Annotated in this window: 17 protein-coding genes, 1 other RNA gene and 2 other annotated features; of the genes, 15 read left to right on the top strand and 3 right to left on the bottom strand. The window is 36.1% G+C overall.

Annotated elements, in window-relative coordinates; translation table 11 throughout:
• The first annotated feature begins 28 nt into the window (after window positions 1-28).
• The 4 genes from recJ (at window position 29) to dtd (ending at window position 5,750) form a co-directional block, all read left to right on the top strand.
• Entirely contained in the window at window positions 29-2,362 is a 2,334-nt protein-coding gene (gene recJ / locus D8M05_RS03235) for a single-stranded-DNA-specific exonuclease RecJ (RefSeq protein WP_121128591.1), read from the top strand.
• A complete protein-coding gene (locus D8M05_RS03230) occupies window positions 2,352-2,864 on the top strand; it encodes an adenine phosphoribosyltransferase (RefSeq protein WP_121128589.1) in 513 nt (170 codons plus the stop codon). The genes recJ and D8M05_RS03230 overlap by 11 nt, the downstream gene beginning before the upstream one ends.
• 211 nt (window positions 2,865-3,075) lie before the next feature.
• Window positions 3,076-5,277 carry a RelA/SpoT family protein gene (locus D8M05_RS03225; RefSeq protein WP_121128587.1) on the top strand — a complete coding sequence of 734 codons (2,202 nt, stop codon included), beginning with the start codon at window positions 3,076-3,078 and terminating at the stop codon, window positions 5,275-5,277.
• Window positions 5,278-5,303: 26 nt separating this feature from the next.
• On the top strand, window positions 5,304-5,750 hold the full coding sequence (dtd, locus tag D8M05_RS03220; RefSeq protein WP_121128585.1) for a D-aminoacyl-tRNA deacylase: 447 nt from the start codon (window positions 5,304-5,306) through the stop codon (window positions 5,748-5,750).
• 35 nt (window positions 5,751-5,785) lie between these two features.
• Here the strand turns inward: dtd and D8M05_RS03215 are convergent, their stop codons facing one another.
• Window positions 5,786-6,850, bottom strand: a complete 1,065-nt coding sequence (locus D8M05_RS03215) for an N-acetylmuramoyl-L-alanine amidase family protein (protein WP_121128583.1) — start codon at window positions 6,848-6,850, stop codon at window positions 5,786-5,788.
• A 565-nt stretch (window positions 6,851-7,415) separates the two neighbouring features.
• Between D8M05_RS03215 and D8M05_RS20085 the strand changes: the two genes are divergently transcribed.
• From D8M05_RS20085 to ssrS, 4 genes are all read left to right on the top strand, one after another.
• Window positions 7,416-7,589, top strand: a complete 174-nt coding sequence (locus tag D8M05_RS20085; RefSeq protein ID WP_183072688.1) for a hypothetical protein — start codon at window positions 7,416-7,418, stop codon at window positions 7,587-7,589.
• A 73-nt stretch (window positions 7,590-7,662) separates the two neighbouring features.
• Window positions 7,663-7,883, top strand: a binding site (T-box leader).
• Between the two features lie 67 nt (window positions 7,884-7,950).
• Window positions 7,951-9,237 (top strand): histidine--tRNA ligase, encoded by a 1,287-nt coding sequence (gene hisS, locus D8M05_RS03210; protein ID WP_121128581.1) that lies wholly within the window; start codon window positions 7,951-7,953, stop codon window positions 9,235-9,237.
• Window positions 9,234-11,003, top strand: a complete 1,770-nt coding sequence (gene aspS, locus D8M05_RS03205) for an aspartate--tRNA ligase (protein ID WP_121128579.1) — start codon at window positions 9,234-9,236, stop codon at window positions 11,001-11,003. The genes hisS and aspS overlap by 4 nt, the downstream gene beginning before the upstream one ends.
• A gap of 196 nt (window positions 11,004-11,199) precedes the next feature.
• Window positions 11,200-11,380, top strand: a non-coding RNA gene (gene ssrS, locus D8M05_RS03200) — 6S RNA.
• 57 nt (window positions 11,381-11,437) lie between these two features.
• Here the strand turns inward: ssrS and D8M05_RS03195 are convergent.
• On the bottom strand, window positions 11,438-12,115 hold the full coding sequence (locus tag D8M05_RS03195) for an RsfA family transcriptional regulator (protein WP_121128577.1): 678 nt from the start codon (window positions 12,113-12,115) through the stop codon (window positions 11,438-11,440).
• Between the two features lie 210 nt (window positions 12,116-12,325).
• A complete protein-coding gene (locus tag D8M05_RS03190) occupies window positions 12,326-13,609 on the bottom strand; it encodes a replication-associated recombination protein A (protein ID WP_121128575.1) in 1,284 nt (427 codons plus the stop codon).
• Window positions 13,610-13,964: 355 nt separating this feature from the next.
• Between D8M05_RS03190 and cymR the strand changes: the two genes are divergently transcribed.
• The 7 genes from cymR to D8M05_RS03155 all read left to right on the top strand — a co-directional run bounded on the left by cymR (window position 13,965) and on the right by D8M05_RS03155 (window position 21,094).
• Window positions 13,965-14,384, top strand: a complete 420-nt coding sequence (cymR, locus tag D8M05_RS03185) for a cysteine metabolism transcriptional regulator CymR (protein ID WP_121128573.1) — start codon at window positions 13,965-13,967, stop codon at window positions 14,382-14,384.
• Between the two features lie 38 nt (window positions 14,385-14,422).
• Entirely contained in the window at window positions 14,423-15,565 is a 1,143-nt protein-coding gene (locus tag D8M05_RS03180) for a cysteine desulfurase family protein (RefSeq protein ID WP_121128571.1), read from the top strand.
• A gap of 13 nt (window positions 15,566-15,578) precedes the next feature.
• Window positions 15,579-16,691, top strand: coding sequence for a tRNA 2-thiouridine(34) synthase MnmA (mnmA, locus tag D8M05_RS03175; RefSeq protein ID WP_121128569.1), 1,113 nt, complete (start codon window positions 15,579-15,581; stop codon window positions 16,689-16,691).
• Between the two features lie 19 nt (window positions 16,692-16,710).
• Window positions 16,711-17,373 carry a tetratricopeptide repeat protein gene (locus D8M05_RS03170; RefSeq protein ID WP_121128567.1) on the top strand — a complete coding sequence of 221 codons (663 nt, stop codon included), beginning with the start codon at window positions 16,711-16,713 and terminating at the stop codon, window positions 17,371-17,373.
• A 13-nt stretch (window positions 17,374-17,386) separates the two neighbouring features.
• Complete coding sequence (gene recD2, locus D8M05_RS03165) at window positions 17,387-19,699, top strand: SF1B family DNA helicase RecD2 (RefSeq protein ID WP_121128565.1); 2,313 nt, start codon at window positions 17,387-17,389, stop codon at window positions 19,697-19,699.
• A gap of 95 nt (window positions 19,700-19,794) precedes the next feature.
• Complete coding sequence (locus D8M05_RS03160) at window positions 19,795-19,980, top strand: hypothetical protein (protein ID WP_183072691.1); 186 nt, start codon at window positions 19,795-19,797, stop codon at window positions 19,978-19,980.
• A 40-nt stretch (window positions 19,981-20,020) separates the two neighbouring features.
• Window positions 20,021-21,094: an AI-2E family transporter gene (locus D8M05_RS03155; RefSeq protein ID WP_245985169.1), complete on the top strand. Its 1,074-nt coding sequence runs from the start codon at window positions 20,021-20,023 to the stop codon at window positions 21,092-21,094.
• A 43-nt stretch (window positions 21,095-21,137) separates the two neighbouring features.
• Window positions 21,138-21,348, top strand: a binding site (T-box leader).
• The last annotated feature ends 139 nt before the right edge of the window (window positions 21,349-21,487 follow it).

Genomic DNA, 21,487 nt, shown 5'->3' with positions numbered 1-21,487 from the left:
GTATAATAGTTTGGTCAGGGGTGAATTTATGTTACAAAGTAAATCAAATTGGAAGTATACTAAAAAAGCTAGTAATGCGGTAACTTGGTTAGATGACCATGATGAATTCAGGAAGTTGTCACCGATCATCAAGCAATTGTTGTTACAAAGGGACCTGCATTCGAAAGAAGAAGTCCAACAATTTTTATCACCTGATGTTGGGAATTTACATAGCCCCCAAAAAATGGCGTCAATTGAAGAAGCAACAGAACGTGTCCACCGTGCCATCGAGGAAAATGAAAAAATCCTTATTTTTGGTGATTATGATGCGGATGGTGTTAGTTCTACAACTGTTATGTTAAAGACACTTCAAGAATTAGGGGCAAATTGTGATTACTATATCCCTAATCGCTTCACAGAAGGATATGGACCAAATGAAGCTGCATTTACAGAAGCATATAAAAGGGGTTTTACCCTAATAATTACCGTTGACACTGGTATTTCAGCAGTACATGAAGCAGATATTGCTAAACAATTAGGAATCGATTTAATAATCACTGACCATCATGAAGCCCAACATACATTACCAGATGCATATGCAATCCTTCATCCGAAATGTTCCCCCGATTATCCTTTTAAAGAGCTAGCTGGTGTAGGGGTTGCATTTAAATTTGCGGAGCGGTTACTTGGATACTTTCCAAAGCACTTGTTAGAATTTGTTGCTATTGGTACAGTTGCCGATTTAGTTCCACTTGTGGATGAGAATAGAATTCTTGTTTATCATGGTTTACATGCGCTAACGAATTCAAATAATCCTGGGATAAGAGCTTTAAAAAAGGTATGTAAAATCGAAGGAAATGTAACGGAGGAAGATATTGGATTTTCGATTGGCCCAAGAATAAATGCGGTAGGAAGATTACAAGATGCTGATCTTGCTGTTCAATTATTAATGATAGATCGTGTGCAAGAGGCAGAACTTATTGCAGAAGAAATTCAAGAAATCAATAGTCAAAGACAACAGATTGTAAATGAAATTGTTATAGAAGCTGAAGAGATTCTCGGACCCGATGATTTAGAAGGTGTGATTGTTGTTGCGAAGGAAGGTTGGAATGAAGGTGTACTAGGTATTGTTGCATCTAAATTGGTTCGAAAATATGATCGACCAGCCATTGTGTTAACAATCAAACCTGAGACGAAACAGGCTAAAGGGTCTGCAAGAAGTATTCCTGCATTCGACCTATTTAGTAATTGTATGAACATTAGAGAGCTATTCACAAGCTTCGGTGGCCATGCGCAAGCAGCAGGAATGACATTGCCACTTGAAAATCTACATCTTATAAGGCAAAAACTAAGTGAGTCAATACTACACGATTTATCTGAAGAAGATTTTAAACAGGAAATCGAAATCAGTAGTAACATCCCTATCACAGATATTAATATAGATTTGATAAATGATATTGCAAAATTAGCGCCATTTGGTATGAAAAATCCGAAACCAATCTTTCAAGTGGAAGAAATTCCAACAGAGGTTCGGCAAATTGGAAGTGCTAAAAATCATCTGAAATTACAATTTAAAAAAGAAAGTACGTTACTTGATGGTGTAGGTTTTGGAATGGGAGAATTATTTCATTATATCTCACCAAAAACCCCTATTAAATTGGTTGGTGAGTTAAGTATAAATGAATGGAATGGTCTGAAAAAAGCCCAAATAATGGTACAAGACATGCAAATCGATACTTGGCAATTATTTGATCAAAGAGGGAGAAAACATGTTGATTTTTTGCCATATGAAAACCAAACGATTCTTGTGTTGGAAAATGAGCAAAAGCAATATGATAAAGAAAATTGTTCTTCCATATCGTATCAAACGGACGTACATTCCCTTACAAAAGTAGAAGTTTTGTATATTCGTGATTTACCAGAGGATTTAAGTCAATTAAAAGAGATAATAGAGAAAACAAATCCGTATAACATCCATGTATGTTATACGGTCGAAGATAGTGCTTATTTAAAAACATTTCCACAAAGAGAAGAATTCATTTGGTATTATGCGCTTATCAAGAAACAGAAAACGCTAGATTTAAAGCGCAACTTACAGAACCTTATGCAGTCTAAAGGATGGAGTAAAGATAGAATTATCTTTATGTCAAATGTGTTTTTTGAACTTGGTTTTGTTACAATAAAAAACGGAGTAATTTATTTAAATCCTAGTCCTGAAAAAAGAGATTTGAGTGATTCTACACTATATAGTCGCTATATAAACCAGATTGAAGTAGAAAAGACATTGTACTATTCAAATTACGAAGTGTTAAAGGATTGGATAGAAAATAGTTGTATGTCCTATTTAAGAACCCCGAAGGAGGAAGTAATACATGGATTATAATGAATATATTGAAATTGTTAAAGATTACCCTAAAGAAGGTATTAGTTTTAAAGATATAACACCATTAATGAATGATGGTGTAGCATATAGGTCTGCTGTGGATGAGATTGTAGCATATGCAAAAGAAAAAGAAATAGATATTGTTGTAGGTCCTGAAGCACGCGGATTTATTATTGGTTGTCCTGTTTCTTACGCGTTAGGAGTTGGATTTGCTCCTGTTCGTAAAGAAGGGAAGCTACCTCGTGAAGTAATAAAAGTAAATTATGGTCTAGAATATGGTGAAAATGTATTGACGATTCACAAAGATGCGATCAAACCAGGGCAACGTGTATTAATAACGGATGATTTGCTTGCAACCGGCGGGACAATCGACGCAACGATTAAATTAGTTGAAGAGCTTGGTGGGGTTGTAGCAGGTTGTGCATTTTTAGTTGAATTGACCTATTTAGATGGAAAAGATAAACTAAATGGCTATGATGTATTAACATTAATGCGTTATTAATTTTAGATGCAAAGCAAGGTCTGATGTGGAGAATTCCCGTCAGACCTATTCGTTTATCTAATGTGTGAACATAACTGGAAAATATTTAATTTAATCGAAATGAAAAGAATCGATGGACATAAGCCATATTTCGACATATAATGAATATATTTAATTGATTACTTTTTCTTTACAAATATAAGTAAATATACCTATGTTAAAAGGTGATTCTATGGCAAAAGATGAAAATTTTACAATTGAAGATATTGTTCAGAAGGCAAATAAGTATCTGGCAGAAGAAGATGTGTCTTTTATTCAGAAGGCTTTTGAATATGCGAAAGATGCGCACAAAGAACAATTCAGGAAGTCTGGGGAACCGTACATTATTCATCCTGTGCAAGTAGCAGGGATATTAGTGAACTTAAAGATGGATGCTGAAACCATTGCGGGTGGTTTTTTGCATGATGTTGTTGAGGATACGAGTATATCCTTAGAGGAAATTGAAGATTCATTTAACCGCGAAGTTGCAATGCTTGTTGATGGCGTAACAAAATTAGGGAAAATTAAATATCAGTCAAAAGCTGTCCTTCAAGCAGAAAATCACCGTAAAATGTTTGTAGCGATGGCGAAAGATATTCGTGTGATATTAATAAAATTAGCAGATAGATTGCATAATATGCGTACATTAAAACATTTGCCACCTGAAAAGCAACGACTTAAAGCAAAGGAAACATTGGAAATCTTTGCTCCGCTCGCCCATCGTCTAGGAATTTCTACAATAAAATGGGAGTTAGAAGATACTGCATTACGTTACTTAAATCCACAACAATACTATCGAATTGTTCATTTAATGAAGCAGAAAAGAGAAGAAAGAGAAAACTATCTTCAAAGTATTATGTCTGAGCTTACAGAAGAGATAAACGACGTAAATATTGCTGTTGAAATGTCTGGTAGACCAAAACATTTATATAGTATTTATCAAAAAATGACAAAACAAAATAAGCAATTTAATGAGATTTATGATTTGTTTGCTGTTCGAATTATCGTAAATAGTATTAAGGATTGCTATGCTGTATTAGGTATTATCCATACCAATTGGAAACCAATGCCTGGCAGGTTTAAAGACTACATTGCAATGCCAAAACAGAATTTATATCAATCGTTGCATACGACGGTAATTGGTCCCAAAGGCGATCCACTAGAAGTTCAAATTAGAACGAAAGAAATGCATGAGATTGCTGAATATGGGATTGCTGCTCATTGGGCATATAAAGAAGGAAAGCAAGTAACTAGCGGTAAAAAATCTTTTGAGGAAAAGTTAACGCTGTTTAGGGAAATATTAGATTGGCAGTCGGAAACACATGATGCTGAGGAATTTATCGAATCACTGAAAGTAGATTTGTTTTCTGATATGGTGTATGTGTTTACACCAAAGGGAGATGTAATGGAACTTCCATCTGGATCGATTCCACTTGATTTTGCATACAAAGTTCATACCGAAATTGGAAATAAAACGGTTGGCGCAAAAATAAATGGAAAAATGGCTCCCCTTGATTATAAATTGAAGAATGGCGACATTGTTGAGGTTTTAACATCCAAGCATTCTTATGGTCCATCTCAAGACTGGTTAAAAATTGCTCAAACAACGCAAGCAAAGAGTAAAATTAAGCAGTTTTTTAAGAAGCAAATGAAAGAAGAAAATATCATAAAAGGGAAAGAAGCGGTAGAAAAAGAAATAAGATCGATGCATATTGATTCAAAAGATGCATTGAAACAGGAAAATATCCAGCGTGTGTTGGAACGTTTTAATTTCATTAGTGAAGAAGATATGTTTGCTGCAGTTGGCTACCAAGGAATTACGGCTGCATTAGTCGCAACTAGATTAACAGATAAAATCCGCGAACATCGGCAAAAAGAACAAGAACTTGCACAAACAATTGATAGTGTAAAAACAGATGTACAGCATAAGAAGATTAACCGAAGAGATTCAGGCGTTCGTGTAGAAGGTGTAGATAATTTACTTGTAAGACTTGCAAAATGTTGTAATCCTGTTCCAGGGGATGAAATTGTCGGCTACATTACCAAAGGTAGAGGTGTTTCCGTTCATCGTGACGATTGTCCGAATGTCCAGACTGAAGAAGCGATGCAACGTTATTTGCATGTTGAGTGGGAGAATGAGCAAACTGATGCTAAGCAGTATCATGTAGACCTTGAAGTTTCAGCTTATGATCGTCGTGGTCTATTAAATGAGGTATTACAGGCGGTAAATGAGATGAAAACGAATATTACCCATGTTAATGGTAGGTCTGATCGAAACAAGATGGCAATCATTCAAATTACAATTCTCATCCACAATACACAACACTTGAAAAAAATAGTTGAGCGGATTAAGCGGATTAAAGATGTATATAGCGTGACGCGAACGATTCATTGATTAGGCTTTAAAGGGGTTGTTTTAAAGTGAGAGCAGTAATACAACGAGCAAAAGATGCCAATGTTTCTGTAAATGAGAAGATAGTTGGACAAATTGATGATGGTTTCGTTATTCTCTTAGGTGTCACGCATGAGGATAATGAAGAAGATATAAATTATTTAGTAAATAAGATCATTCATTTACGTGTTTTTGAAGATGAGAATGGGAAAATGAATGATTCCTTAATTGATGTTAATGGTAGCGTTTTGTCTATATCGCAATTTACATTATATGCAGATACAAAAAAAGGTAGAAGACCGAGTTTTACACAGGCTGCTAAACCTGATTTTGCTAATCAATTATATGAGGAATTTAATGAAAAATTGAAAAATCAGGGGATTCAGGTTGAAACTGGACAATTCGGGGCAATGATGAATGTCCAATTGACAAATGTTGGGCCGGTGACACTGATCATTGATAGTAAGGATAAATAGAAAAGGGATGTCAATTTTGACATCCCTTTTCTATTTTAATAGGAAGAAAAATATCTGCTCAGTCCATTTACCATCCCCTGAACCAACTGTTGTTGATATGCTTTGGTTCTTAATTTTGCTTCGCTTTCACCGTTAGAGATAAATCCTAATTCAACTAATACTGCGGGTTTGAAATTTTGCCGTAGAACATAAAGATCCCCAAATTCATATCCCCGATTATTGGCATTCGTTGCCTTTATCATCTCTTCTTGAACATACCTTGCTAAATCTTTATTCTGATCGTGATAGTAGAATGTTTCAATTCCAGTAACATTCGGCTGTTCGGTAAAGCTATTATAATGAATGCTAATAAAAGCATCTGTATTAGATATATTGGAAAAACTAGCTCGCGCATTGAGAGAAATAAATTCATCTCCTGGACGTGTTAATAAAACATTCGCTCCTAATGCAGTAAGCTCCTTTTCGAGTTCTTGTGCAGTAAAATAAGTGAAGTCTTTCTCAAACGTACCTGATGCTCCAATTGCCCCAACATCGTGTCCTCCGTGTCCTGCATCGATGATAATCGTTTTGTTCATAAAGTTAAATTCATTATAACCTTCTAAATCATCAGCTATGATATCTTTTAAGATAAAGCCGGTTGTATTCTCGTTCTCTAGTTCGTACCATTGATCCTTTTGTGAAATGACTTCAAATTGCTCTCCTTTGTCAGCAAAATGTGTAATATTATAATCAGTTGAAGGACCACTTCTCAAATGTGTGTTATCTGCCTGAATCGTAATAGACGTAGTTTGTATTTCCTGGTTATTTTCATCTGGTTCATTAACTTCGACTGTGTCATTATTCACTGTTAAAAATTCCACGTTTATCCAACCAGTTCCCTCTTCCAATTCAACTTCAACCCAGTCTTGTTCCTGCTGGATAAATGGATAGGTTTCCTCAGCATTGGCTTGTCCAACCGTTGCATATTCTGTACCAGGTCCACTACGAATATTTAAATTGTCAACATTGATAACAACCTCACTAGCAAATGCCGTAATAGAAAATGAAATGGCAATCAAAAATATGCTAAATATTATGATAAAACGTTTCTTTATATGCAAATGGATCCTCCCCGCTAAACGTTGTTTAGGTTAAAAAAACAGATACTATTTAGTATAATAAAAAATCCACTTTAAGGCAAAACTGTAGGTACGGAAAGCTGTTTCTATAAGATTTTGTCTTATTCACAAAAGATATAAAATGCGCAACAATAAGTGCTTTGTTGATTTCCGCTCCAGGCAGCCAGTACGCGCACCTTAGGGCACGGCCTCAGCCTCCAAAGAAGCAAAGAGCGCTTCTTCTGGAGTCTTCGGACACGTGCATTTCCCGCAGGAGTCGACTGGCTGCCCTCCGCTCCAATCAACCACATACTAGCAATAATATTATTAGTAAGTTGAATAGCACAATCCTAGTGGAGGCAATACACGTAGACTCCTGTGGGAGGAAAGGCATCGGTGAGACTACGTAGTGCGTTAGCACGGAGGAGGCTCACCAGCCGCCCACGGAAAGCGAAGTGTATTGCCGGAACGGTAGGACATGTATTTTCTCAACTTACTGCGCATTTTATATCAAAGGCGAAAAAGTAACAAAACTTTCGAAAAGAGCCTAATAAAGGAGGAGTCTATTATGCGAGTAAATGATAAACAGTGGAATGTTGGAAATAATAAAGATGTATTCGGTGTAAATCTACATCGTTTTATGGAGTTGGATGGAAGTGCAAATCATATGGAAATTGCAGAGGAATTTGGTATATCTATCGGTGAAGTGAAAATGTTAAAGAAAAAGTTAAATCGTGCTTGACAATATAAAATGTAACGATTATTATTAAAGTCATTCTAGAATATATAAAATGTAATATTAAATTTATAAATTAAAAAAACCAATGATGGAAAAAGTAATTAGACACCACTTGCTATAGAGAAAAAATGCCTTGGCTGAAAGCATTTTTACAAGTTGGACTAATGAAAGACACTCCTAAGGATCTATATTGAACTTCCCTAGTAGATATAGACGTTTTGCAGGCGTTAACTGCCAAGAGCGGGTGCTTTAAGGCATCAACTAGGGTGGCAACGCGGGTGAACTCCCGTCCCTTTCAATTAGGGACGGGAGTTTTTTGTGTACATAAATTTAATTCGTTTTTTTAAAATAGGAGGTAATGAAAGTGAGTATGAGCGCGCCAAGAGGTACGGTTGACATTTTGCCTAAGGACTCTAAGAAATGGCAGTTTGTTGAGAAAGGTATCAAAGAAATATGTAATAACTATAATTATGAGGAAATTCGTACGCCTTTATTTGAGCATACAGAAGTATTTCAGCGTGGAGTAGGAGATTCTACAGATATTGTTCAGAAAGAAATGTATACTTTTGAGGATCGTGGTGGTAGGAGTTTAACATTGCGTCCTGAAGGTACAGCAGCAGTATCTCGAGCATTTGTTGAAAATAAATTATATGGGGATCCTAACCAACCAGTTAAACTGTATTACTTTGCACAAATGTTTCGTTATGAACGTCCACAGAAAGGCAGAATGCGCCAGCTAAATCAATTTGGTGTAGAGGTACTTGGAAGTGCTGATCCAGCAGTGGATGCAGAGGTCATTGATTTAGCAATGACCGTTTATAAAAATCTTGGATTAAAATCATTAAGATTAGTCATCAACTCTTTGGGAGATAAAGAAAGTAGAACGAACCATAGAAATGCATTAGTAGAACATTTCACACCACATAAAGAAGAATTGTGTGAAGACTGTAGAACGAGGTTAACACAGAATCCTCTAAGGGTACTAGATTGCAAAAAGGACCGGGAACACCCAGCAATGAAGACAGCTCCTTCTATTCTGGATTATTTAAATGAAGAATCAAAAAATTATTTTGAAAAGGTTAAAACATTCTTAACAGCAATGGGAATTGAATATATTGTTGATCCTAACTTGGTTCGTGGATTGGATTATTATAATCATACAGCTTTTGAAATTATGAGTGATGCAGAAGGGTTTGGAGCAATCACAACACTTGCTGGTGGTGGAAGATATAATGGTTTAATTGAAGAACTCGGGGGACCAAGTACACCTGGAATTGGTTTTGGAATGGGGTTAGAAAGATTGTTAATGGCGCTAGAAGCAGAGAACGTAGAAATCCCAATCGATCATGAATTAGATTGTTATTTGGTAGCGGTAGGTGAAAAAACGGAGGAAACAGCAGTAAAAATAGTTCATGAATTAAGAGCAAAAGGAATTCAGGTAGATAAAGACTATCAAAATCGAAAAATGAAAGGTCAATTCAAAGCAGCTGATAGACTACAGGCAAAATATGTCCTTATTTTAGGTGAAGATGAGCTAGAAAGACAAGTGGTTAATGTGAAATCAATGCAAACAGGGGAACAAGTGGAAGTACCTATTACTACATTGGTAGAAGAGATGCAAGGGAAACTTCAGGGAGGAAAGGAATCATGATGGAAAGAAAATTAGCAGGAACGCTTACAGAGGAAAATATTAATCAAGAAGTACTACTAAAAGGTTGGGTACAAAAGCGCCGCGATTTGGGTGGTTTGATATTTATTGATTTACGTGATAAATCAGGTTTAGTGCAAGTCGTGTTTAATCCAGATTATTCCAAGGAAGCATTAGAGATTGCTAATAAAATTCGTTCAGAATACGTAATTGAATTAACGGGCGAGGTCGTTGGACGGGAGCAATCAACGATTAATCCTACGATGAAAACAGGGAAGATTGAGGTGTTCGTAAAAGAAATCACAATTTTAAATAAATCGAACACACCACCATTTGCAATTCAAGACGAAACCGATGTTTCTGAAGATTTAAGACTGAAGTATCGTTACTTAGATTTACGTAGGAGTCCACTACAAGAAACTTTTAAGCTAAGGCATCAAACATCACAAGCCATTCGTAACTTTCTAAATAATGATGGATTTTTAGAAATGGAAACGCCAATTTTAACAAAAAGTACACCAGAGGGTGCACGAGATTATCTTGTTCCTAGTCGAGTACACCCAGGTGAATTCTATGCTTTGCCACAATCACCACAATTATTTAAACAGCTGATTATGATGAGCGGATTTGAGAAATACTATCAAATTGCACGTTGTTTCCGTGATGAGGACTTGAGGGCAGATCGTCAACCTGAATTTACGCAAATCGATATCGAAACTTCCTTTATGACAAGCGACGAAATTATGGAAATGACCGAGCGCATGATGCAACAAGTAGTGAAAGAAGTCAAAAACATTGATATTGAGTTACCCTTATTAAGAATGCCGTATAAAGAAGCGATGGATCGTTTTGGTTCAGATAAGCCAGATACCAGATTCGGATTGGAATTAATCCATGTATCAGATATCATGGAGAACTCTGGATTTAAAGTGTTCCAAAGTGCAGCACAGAGCGGAGGAAAAGTTGCGCTAATCAACGTGCAAGGGGAGGCGGCAAGCTTTTCCCGTAAGGATATCGATAAATTAACAGATTTCGTAAAAGTTTATGGTGCAAAAGGCTTGGCGTGGCTTAAAGTTGAAGCAGAAGGACTAAAAGGACCAATTGCAAAATTCTTATTAGACGAAGAGAAAAACGCCATTATCAGTCGTGCAGAAGCGGAAGAAGGGGATTTATTATTATTCGTTGCAGACAAATCTTCTGTTGTATACGATAGTTTAGGTGCACTCAGATTGAAGCTAGGAAAAGAACTTAAGTTAATCGATGAATCTAAATTTAATTTCCTTTGGGTAACGGATTGGCCATTACTAGAATATGACGAAGCGCTTGGAAGATATTTCGCAGCACATCATCCATTCACTTCACCGGTTGAGGCAGACTTGGATAAGTTAGAAGAAGATCCTGGAAGTGTACTTGCAAATGCATACGATCTTGTACTAAATGGTTATGAATTAGGCGGGGGTTCTATTCGTATTCATAAACGTGACATTCAAAATAAAATGTTTAAAGTGTTAGGATTTACAGAGGAAGAAGCAAAGGAACAATTTGGTTTCTTGCTTGAAGCACTTGAATTTGGTGCACCACCACATGGTGGCGTCGCGTTAGGGTTAGATCGCATTATCATGTTACTTGCTGGAAGAACGAACTTGCGTGACACCATTTTATTCCCTAAAACTGCTTCAGCATCTGATTTATTAACGGATGCTCCAAGTGAAGTAAGTGATGTGCAATTAGAGGAATTATCGATACAGCTTTCAGAGAAAAATGACTAATCGGTAAAAATGTTAATAAATTGTAATTTATGTAATGCATTTTTCATATGAAGTCATATTGTAAAAGGACTTCACACATGTTAAGATAAATTTACAAAGAGCAAAAGCATAAGCGCCCGTGTAGCGACGCATGAAGAGAGTCCATGAAGTTTGTGGGTCTTTCGATTTTGGGCGCTAGTTACGAAATTTTAAAATTTTCATCCTGATATGTACGTCTGTTTAAAGTTATTTGACCGAACAATTTTACATTAGGGAGCTCACGTTTTTATGGTGCGTGCAGGCCGCAATCATAGTGGAAGCACAATAACTATAAAATAGAGCACCCACCTGCTATTAGCGGGATCAAAACCAAAACTGACGGCATTATCGGGATGAATAGTTACATAAAAAAACTGACCCATTTACAATAATGAGTCAGTTTTTTCTTTAGTAGATTAATTTCCTTGTGCTACTTGCTCTAAATTTCCATTCTTGTCCATTCGGAATGTAGGTGATTTCATTGTTCCTTGGTCATCAAGGACAGTCATTTTTCTAGCTCTTTCCATAATTTGAATAAATGCTTGATAATCTTCTTTTATTGAAAGCCTTTCTTTTTCTGTATGTTCCAATTGTTTCTCTAATTGATTCACTTTTTCTTTTAACATTGTATTCTCTTTAAATGTTTGTTCTAGTGTTGCTTTTGATTGATTTGAAGCATGATAGTCTTTTTTGAGTTCTTTCAAATACTCGATAACAGTATCTAGAGAGATTGAAGGAACTTCAGTATTTATAACCTCAGGTTGTATGAGAGATGTTTCATCATCCATTGTTGCATACTCTTCAAGATTAGCAGGTAATGCAACAATTGGTTTTCCAAAGTTCTGTGTTTTCTTTGCTATAGCACGTTTCTTTTCTTTTCGTTGTCTCTTTGCAAGATCGATTGCACTTTCATACTTTTGTCTAACTTCTGCGTTCCATCTAAATCCACATGCAGCAGAAGTGCGGTTTAATTTGTCTCCCACTTCCTCGAATGCATTTAGCTGTGTACTACCTTCCCTTATATGACGTAATACAGTTTCGGCTAACAATAAATCATCTTCATGTGACCAAGCATCTTGTCTAACTTTAGCCATAAAGCTCAACTCCTTTTCCTAGCAGCATATACAATAGTTTTCGTTTTTTTACATTTATCAATGAACATGCAATTATAGTAAGCTTTCATACTGATTAGTTGAACAAGTTTAGTAGGGTGGCCCTATAATTGTCGTTCATATTACGACTTATGGAAATTTTCATTTCCAGGTATTGGGTTTACTATGTATTGTTACCGCTTGGATTAGGATTTATACCTTATTTCTTTTTTCTTGATCCATTTTGTCATAAACTTGCTTTAATGCTTTCTCAAATTTACCAGAGTTCTTAGGGCTATAGTAGTGTTTGTTTTTTATAGAATCAGGTAAGTATTGTTGAACTACCCAACTGTTTTCATAATCATGTGGATACAAGTAATCCAGGCCACGTCCTAATTTTTTTGCACCATTATAATGTGCGTCCTTAAGGTGTGCAGGTATATCTCCAGATTTTCCACTTCGAATATCGGATAGAGCAGCATCAAGTGCTTTGTAAGCCGTGTTTGATTTGGGGGATAAGCATAACTCTATAATTGCAACACTTAACGGAATACGTGCTTCAGGGAAACCTAACCTTTCAGCAGCTTGAACTGCAAACAGTGCTCTGGGGCCTGCTTGCGGATTTGCGAGTCCAATATCCTCGTAGGCAGTAACAATCATGCGCCTTGCGATACTATCCAAATCTCCTGCTTCAATTAATCTACCTAAATAGTGAAGTGCGGCATCCACATCACTTCCACGGATAGATTTCTGAAAGGCTGATAAAACATCATAATGTGCATCTCCACCTTTATCGTGGGAGAAGCTTTTCTTCTGCATGCATTCCTCAGCTATTTCAAGATTAATCTTTATTTCATCTTTTTCTACTTTTGGAGTGGATGACACAGCTAATTCCAACCCATTTAAAGCAGATCGTAAATCACCGTTTGAAGCGAAGGCAAAATGTTCCAATGCTTCGTCAGAAATGTTTATGTTTTTTAAACCATAGCCTTTTTCTTCATCCATAATTGCAAGCTTTAAGGCCGATATTACATCACTAGTGGTTAGGGAATGTAACTCAAAGAGATGGCATCTACTTCTAATGGCTGGATTAATGGAATGGTATGGATTGCTTGTTGTACAGCCAATAAGTGTAAGTAAATTACTTTCTAAATGTGGGAGGAGGAAATCTTGCTTTCCTTTGTCTAGGCGGTGCACCTCATCTAAAATTAAAACAATGTTTCCTCGCATTTTTGCTTCTTCGACTACAATCTCCATATCTTTCTTTTTATCTGTAACAGCGTTTAATAATTTCACAGGTAGTCCAATTGTTTTAGCTAGGGCTGTGGCCATTGAAGTTTTTCCTGTTCCAGGTGGTCCAAATAGAATCATAGAAGAAAGAAGCTCTGCTTTAACCATTCGGTTTAGAATTTTCCCTTCACCAACTAGATGTTCTTGGCCAATTATTTCGTTAATATGAGTAGGTCTCATTCGATATGCAAGTGGTTGTCGATTCATTTTAATCTTCCTTTTAATATGGGATATTCGTTGAGCCGTAAAGAGGCATAAGTGCCTCTGATATGTTATTTTAGTATGTAAGAAAAATTTTTGTGTTTTGCTGTCCAGCTCCAGCGCCCGTGCTGTTAGCGAGACTTCCCTCACCTAATGGAAATCGATATCAACATGAATAAGCTTATTCGGTGAAGTGTCAATTCTCGCAAAGCTACAAGTTGCTTCGCTATACGGACGCTTGCGCTTTTCTTAGTATAAAGCTTAATTCCAATTCGGAGATAATGCAAGGAGCATGCTTTTCATGCTATAATATCATGTATCATTGTGTACGGAATGTATTAGAAAATTGAGGTGTATATTTGTGAAAATTTCAACTAAAGGACGTTATGGTCTAACAATAATGATTGATCTAGCAAAAAAACAAGGAGAGGGACCAACCTCACTAAAATCAATCGCAAAGGAAAACGACTTATCAGAGAATTACTTAGAACAATTAGCGTCTCCACTTAGAAATGCTGGACTTATAAAGAGTATTCGTGGGGCATATGGTGGTTATGTCTTAGCAAAGGATGCGAAGGAAATAACGGCGGGAGACGTGATTCGAGTATTAGAAGGTCCAATTACAATTGTCGAGGGAATGGAAAATGAAAGCCCAGCTCAACAGAAGCTATGGGGGAGAATTCGTGATGCGATAAAAGAAACACTAGATAAGACTACTTTAGAAGATTTAGCAAATCATGAAAATGATGGCCAACAGGATGCATATATGTTTTACATTTAACTTAAGCTTTGAACTAGGGAATAGAAAGGAAAGAGAATATGGAACCAATCTACTTGGATCATGCAGCAACAACACCAATGGATAAAGAAGTAATTGATGCAATGTATCCAGTATATCAACATATATTCGGTAATCCATCAAGCGTTCATTCATTTGGTAGAAAAGCTAGGAAATATTTAGATGACGCAAGGCGCGCGATGGCAACAAGTATTCATGCAAATGAAAAGGAAATTATCTTTACAAGTGGTGGAACAGAAGCAGATAATTTAGCAATAATCGGTACTGCTCTGGGAAATCGTGATAAAGGGAAACATATTATTACTACTAGGCAGGAACATCATGCTACACTGCGAGCGGCTGAATTCTTGGAGAAGAATGGATTCGATGTGACGTATTTACCCGTGTATGAGGATGGGAAAATAAGAGTGGAAGATGTTAAGAATGCCCTTAAAGAGGAAACAATCCTCGTTTCCATTATGTTTGTAAATAATGAAACAGGAATTATTCAACCGATAAAGGAAATCGGCGAGCTGCTAGAAGACCATCTGGCATACTTCCATACAGATGCTGTTCAAGCATTTGGTTTACTTGACATTAATGTTAGAGAATTAGGTGTGAACCTTCTATCCGTTTCCTCTCATAAAATAAATGGACCAAAAGGAATTGGTTTTCTATATGTAGAAGAAGGAATACAACTAAATGCGTTACAATTCGGTGGGGAGCAGGAAAGAAAGCGAAGGCCAGGTACAGAAAATGTTGTAAGTGTAGTTGGCTTTCATAAGGCAGTAGAGCTTGCAATGGAAAATAAAGAAAAAAGAAGAGAAACCTATCAGACACATAAAGAATTATTTCTATCAGGGCTAAAAGAAAATGAGATTCATTTTGAAATTAATGGGGACTACGATTCTCAGATTGCCTCGACGGTCAATCTTAGTTTTCCAGGTGCAAACGTTGAACAATTGCTCACCAATTTCGACCTAAGCGGTATTGCCGCTTCAAGTGGTAGTGCTTGTACGGCAGGAAGTGTCGAACCATCACATGTATTAACGGCAATGTTTGGAAATAATAACCCCTGTACGACGAACTCCATTCGCTTTAGTTTTGGAATTTATAATACAGAAGAAAATGTAATAGAAGCAGCAGAACGTGTTGCAAAAATAGTTAAACGATTAACGAAATAAGGGATTGATATAAATGAAAGAAAATAAGGATATACGTGTTGTTGTAGGAATGAGTGGCGGTGTTGATTCATCTGTTGCTGCATTACTATTAAAAGAGCAAGGGTATGATGTTGTCGGGATTTTCATGAAAAACTGGGACGATACGGATGAATTTGGCGTTTGTACAGCTACAGAAGATTTTGATGATGTTGTACGGGTTTGTAATCAACTCGAAATACCGTACTATTCGGTTAATTTTGAAAAGGAATACTGGGATAAAGTTTTTACCTACTTTTTAGATGAATACAAAGCAGGAAGAACACCAAACCCAGATGTCATGTGTAATAAAGAAATTAAGTTTAAGGCGTTTCTCGACCATGCACTATCACTAGGTGCAGATTACCTAGCAACTGGACATTATGCACAGGTTAGAGAAGTAGATGGTCACGTACAGATGCTTCGCGGTGTAGATGATAATAAAGACCAAACCTATTTCCTAAACCAATTATCGGAGGATGTACTATCGAAGGTAATGTTCCCATTAGGACACTTGCCGAAAGCAGAGGTACGTAATATCGCGAAAGAAGCAGGGCTTGTAACGGCAACAAAGAAAGATTCGACAGGTATATGTTTTATTGGAGAGCGTAATTTTAAAACATTCCTTAGTGAATATTTACCAGCACAGCCTGGTGAAATGCAATCATTAGACGGTGAAGTGCAAGGGAAACATGATGGGTTAATGTATTACACCATTGGTCAACGTCAAGGGCTTGGTATTGGTGGGCCAGGTGAACCATGGTTTGTTATCGGCAAAAATCTAAAAGAAAATGTTTTATATGTAGAACAAGGGTATTCAAATGATAAATTATATTCTGACGGGTTAATTGCAACCGACATTAATTGGATTAATCCAGAATCAGTAGAAGATACCTTTACATGTACTGCAAAGTTTCGGTATCGCCAAAAGGATAGTGCGGTTACTGTAACCAAAATAGCTGATGGTAAATTAAAAGTTGACTTTGCTGAACCAGAGAGAGCAGTTACACCAGGTCAAGCGGTTGTTTTCTATGATGGAGAGGTTTGTCTAGGCGGGGCGACAATTGATGAAATATTAAAAGATAATAAAGCATTACAGTATGTTGGTTAAGCTGAAGGAGTTTTTTTAGGTGGATAAAAATGAAGTAGGAATTAAGTATATACAGGAACATAAATACGAAGAAGCGGCAAAAATATTTAATGAAGTCATCGAGGAAAACCCTTCTGAACCCTTAGGTTATATTAATTTTGGGAATTTGTTGTTACATCTTAAAGAATATAGTCGTGCAGAAAGCTTTTTTCTTAAGGCAATTGAATTAGATAAAGAAGCTCTAGCAGCTTATTACGGATTAGGGAATGTTTACTTTGACCAATCCATTTTTGATAAAGCAAGGGAAAGCTTTCAGCAGGCTATTTCATTAGGATTAGATGATGCAGATGTCTATTTTATGCTCGGAATTACTTTACAAAACCAGGATCAATCTAAATTGGCATTACCTTTTTTACTGCGGGCTGTTGAACTTAATCCATATGATGAGGAAATGTTATTCCAGTATGGGCTAACGCTAGCACAGTGTAATCATTTAATAGACGCGAAAGAGATTTTCGAAAAAGTACTTAGCCTCCATGAAGAACATTCTGATGCACATTATAATTTAGGTGTCATTAATCTATTCAATGAAAATATTGAAGATGCAGAGAAACATTTCGATGAAGCACTACGCATTCAACCAGAACACGTATTAGCAGCAAATGGCAAGAAGACAATAGAAACATTTAAAAACAGAGAATAAGTGGGGTTGTACTATGGAATTTGTTCGTGAGGCGATGGAAGAGAGAAAATTTATAAAGGGAAAACTTCTTTATACTATTTTTCAAAATGATGCTGAACATTTTTCAATTGCGAAAATTTCTGTTGAAGAAACGAATGAGGATTTTAAGGAAAAACAAGTTGTTGTCAAAGGGCATTTCGCAAATTTACAAGAACATACAACCTACTATTTTTATGGGGATTTTGAAAAACACGCTAAATTTGGTTTGCAATATAAAGTTCATGCTTTTAAAACGTATATACCAGATACGAAGGATGGGCTTATTGCCTATTTATCCAGTGATTTGTTTTATGGTATTGGCGAAAAAACAGCTTCTCGTGTTGTTGGATACTTGGGAGAGAGTGCTATTTCAAAAATCCTCAATGATCCTGATTGTCTAAATGAAATCCCTGGTTTGAAGAAGGAGACTAAGGAAAGATTAGTCAAAAGCGTTCATGAAAACCAGGGTTTTGAACATGTTGTTATCAATCTATCAACATATAATATTGGTTTGAAGATGGCACAAAAAGTGTACGAAGTGTACAAAGAAGAGGCAATCGATATTTTAACGGATGATCCGTATCGTTATGTGTTTGATATTGAAGGATTTGGTTTCAAAACAGCGGATGAAATTGCGAAACAAAATGGACTTTCATTAACACATCCAAATCGAATCGGTGCTGGATGTATTTATGTATTACAAACGAGTATTCAAGATGGGCATGTATATTTACCACTCGATCAATGCGTCTATCAAGTTATTGACTTATTGAATGCTCGTAATGAATTATCAGAGTCGGTAATTGCTGAGCGTTTAGAAGAGTTAAACACAGAAAAAAAGGTTATTGTGAAAGAGGGCAATGTTTATCTCCCTTCCCTTTATTATGCTGAAGATGGCTTTAGTTCACATCTTAAACGAGTCATTGATCATAAGCTAGAGGAAGAAACGCCATTAGCTGAAGTAATGAAAATAATCGGAGATATAGAAGAACAGGAAGTTTTAAGCTACGGTAAAGAACAATTTAATGCGATTAATCAAGCAATTCACTCCAAAGTTATGATTTTGACTGGAGGACCTGGGACAGGGAAAACAACCGTTATTAAGGGAATTATCAATGCATATGCTCGAGTTCATGGTCTTTCTCTGAATCCCAAAGACTATGATAAAAAAGCTGATTTTCCTTTTATCTTAACGGCACCGACTGGGAGAGCTGCCAAGCGATTAAGTGAATCGACTGCTTTGCCAGCAGTTACCATTCACCGGTTATTAGGTTGGAATGGTAATGAATTTGATAAAGATGAAAATGAAAAACTGGACGGGAAATTTATTATCGTTGATGAGTTTTCGATGGTTGACATATGGCTAGCAAATCACCTATTTAAAGCGATTCCTGACGATATGCAAGTTCTCTTTGTTGGGGATGAGGATCAGTTACCGTCAGTTGGTCCAGGACAAGTTCTATCTGATTTATTAAGTAGTGGTTTTATCCCTTCCACGACATTAAATGAAGTATACAGGCAAAAAGAAGGTTCAAAAATCATACAATTAGCACATGAAATTAAAAATGATACTTGCACAATGGATTCCATAACAAATGATAAAGACTTTAGCTTTATATCTTGTCATGAATATCAAATGATAGATTGTATTATACAGATATTTGATCGAGCGAAGAAAAAAGGGTTGAATGTAAAAGATATCCAGGTGCTTGCACCAATGTACCGTTCACAAGCAGGAATTACAATGATTAACAGGGAACTGCAACAATTAATCAATCCGAAGACGAAGCAGAAACGTGAGGTAAGAGTGAATGATGTTGTGTACCGGGTTGGAGATAAAGTAATCCAGCTTGTTAATCAGCCAGAAGATGGTGTTTATAATGGGGATATTGGAGAGATTGTAGCAATTTTTAGAGAAGATGAGAACCAAGAAAATGTCGAGCAAGTTGTTATTTCCTTTGACGAGAAGGATGTCGTATATGTTCGGAAAGACTATATTAATTTCACCCATGCCTATTGTATCTCTATTCATAAATCACAAGGAAGTGAATTTCCGATTGTGATTATGCCGGTTGTGTCAACCTATAATCGGATGTTACGAAAGAATTTACTTTATACAGCAATAACGAGAAGTAAAGAATCACTTATTATTTGTGGGGAGAAGCCTGCGTTCTTTAAAGGAATCGGGACAATGGATACAAACAGGCGGCATACAACGTTGGAAGAAAGATTAAAAGAAATATTAGTAGATGTATTGAAAACAGAAGAGGTTGATGAAGAAGAGATTTCTCCATATGATTTTATGTAATACGTATAAATATTTAGCAATCGGGCAATGCTTTCATTGTAAAGTATATCTATTCATAAGAAGATATCATACTATGATGAGGTGTTTATATGTTAATGCGATGCCCGAATTGTAATGGAAGAGATATTGGGAAAATTGGTTCACAAAATTACTATTGTTGGACATGTTTTATTGAAATGACAGTAGTCAACAATGAATTAACCGTTCATCAAATTGAATCAGATGGTAGTCTAAGTTCTTTAAATGATTTATTCTCTGAAGAAGAACTCAGGCTGCAGTAAACTTCCTTAGTTACAGAATTTGTACTAAGGGGGGATGATTTTGTTTCGAAATGAAAAACGGTTAAATTTTATTTATTGGATATTAATTGGAATTCTACTTTTTTTATTTATCTATTTACTAGTAAAAACATTTCCATTTTATGGAGTCATCTTCTCGTTTCTGTGGAAATTTTTTACACCTTTCTTAATAGCAGGATTAATCGCGTATTTGTTGTATCCTATTGTAGAGAAGCTTCATAGCTATCGTATTCATAGAGGATTAGCCATCCTGTTTATCTATTTATTATTTTTCGGTGGTATTGGTTACCTTGTATATCGGGTATATCCCCAAGTTGTACATCAAGTACGAGATTTAACAAATAATTTTCCTGAATTTATGTCTTTGTACCAAAATAGTATTCATCATTTATATGAGTACACATCCTTTCTACCAGAAACCGTTCATGATAAGATGGATCAAGTTATTTTTCGTATCGAACACAGTTTAGATGCGCTATTAAGCAAGTTAGTAAATGGTTTTACTCGTATTTTTGATATGGTAGTAATCATTACTGTTATACCTGTTCTTGTTTTCTATTTTCTAAAAGATTATGATAAAATAAAAGGTTTTTTTAAGAAGTTTGTACCGAGTAATTATCAAAAGAAAACGAGTGAAGTTATTCATGCGATTGATGATAGTCTAGGAAAATATATCCGTGGCCAATTACTCGTATGTTTGTTTGTTGGTTTAACTTCACTTTTGATATTTAAATTTTTAGACTTAGAATATGCACTGATACTCGCAATTGGCATGGCAGTAACAAATATTATTCCATATTTCGGTCCAATATTAGGAGCTGTTCCGGCAGTAATTATTGCCTTTACAACGACTGGCCAAATTAAGTTAGTGATTTTTGTGATAATTGGTATTTTCATCATTCAAATTATCGAAGGGAATCTACTGTCTCCATATATCGTTGGAAAAAGTGTAGCCATTCATCCAGTGGCCATTATTATTGCACTGTTATTAGGTGGTCAATTGTTTGGCGTATTAGGAATGATTATGGCAGTGCCTGTTCTTACGATTGTAAGGGTAATTGTTAAACACATATGGCAGATACCTGCTAATCATTGACAATAGGGCTAAACTTTTTATATACTGGGGTCAGTAAAAATATTAAAAAGCGATGAAAGTGATAAGTACATGAATTTCAGTTTATAGAGAGGGATTTTCATTTGGCTGAAAGAAATCCTAAACAAGAGTCATGGAAAGCTACGCTTAAGTGCGGCTAATCCCCGCCGGATTCATACCGTTAACATGAACAAAGTGATGAATAATGTAAATTGTTCATAATTAGGGTGGTACCGCGAAGTAATCTCGTCCCTGCTAAATAGCAGAGAGGGGATTTTTTTGATTTTTGGCTACTTATTACAAGAATGTAGCTGAGTTTTCAAAACTATCCATAAGGTTGTTTCTCGCGATAGATATAAAATGCGAAGTAACTTGAGATAGTGCTCTTCCTAACGT

The sequence above is a fragment of the Oceanobacillus bengalensis genome, from assembly GCF_003628445.1.
Lineage (GTDB): Bacteria > Bacillota > Bacilli > Bacillales > Amphibacillaceae > Oceanobacillus > Oceanobacillus bengalensis.
This window is presented reverse-complemented; position numbering and strand designations above follow the sequence as displayed.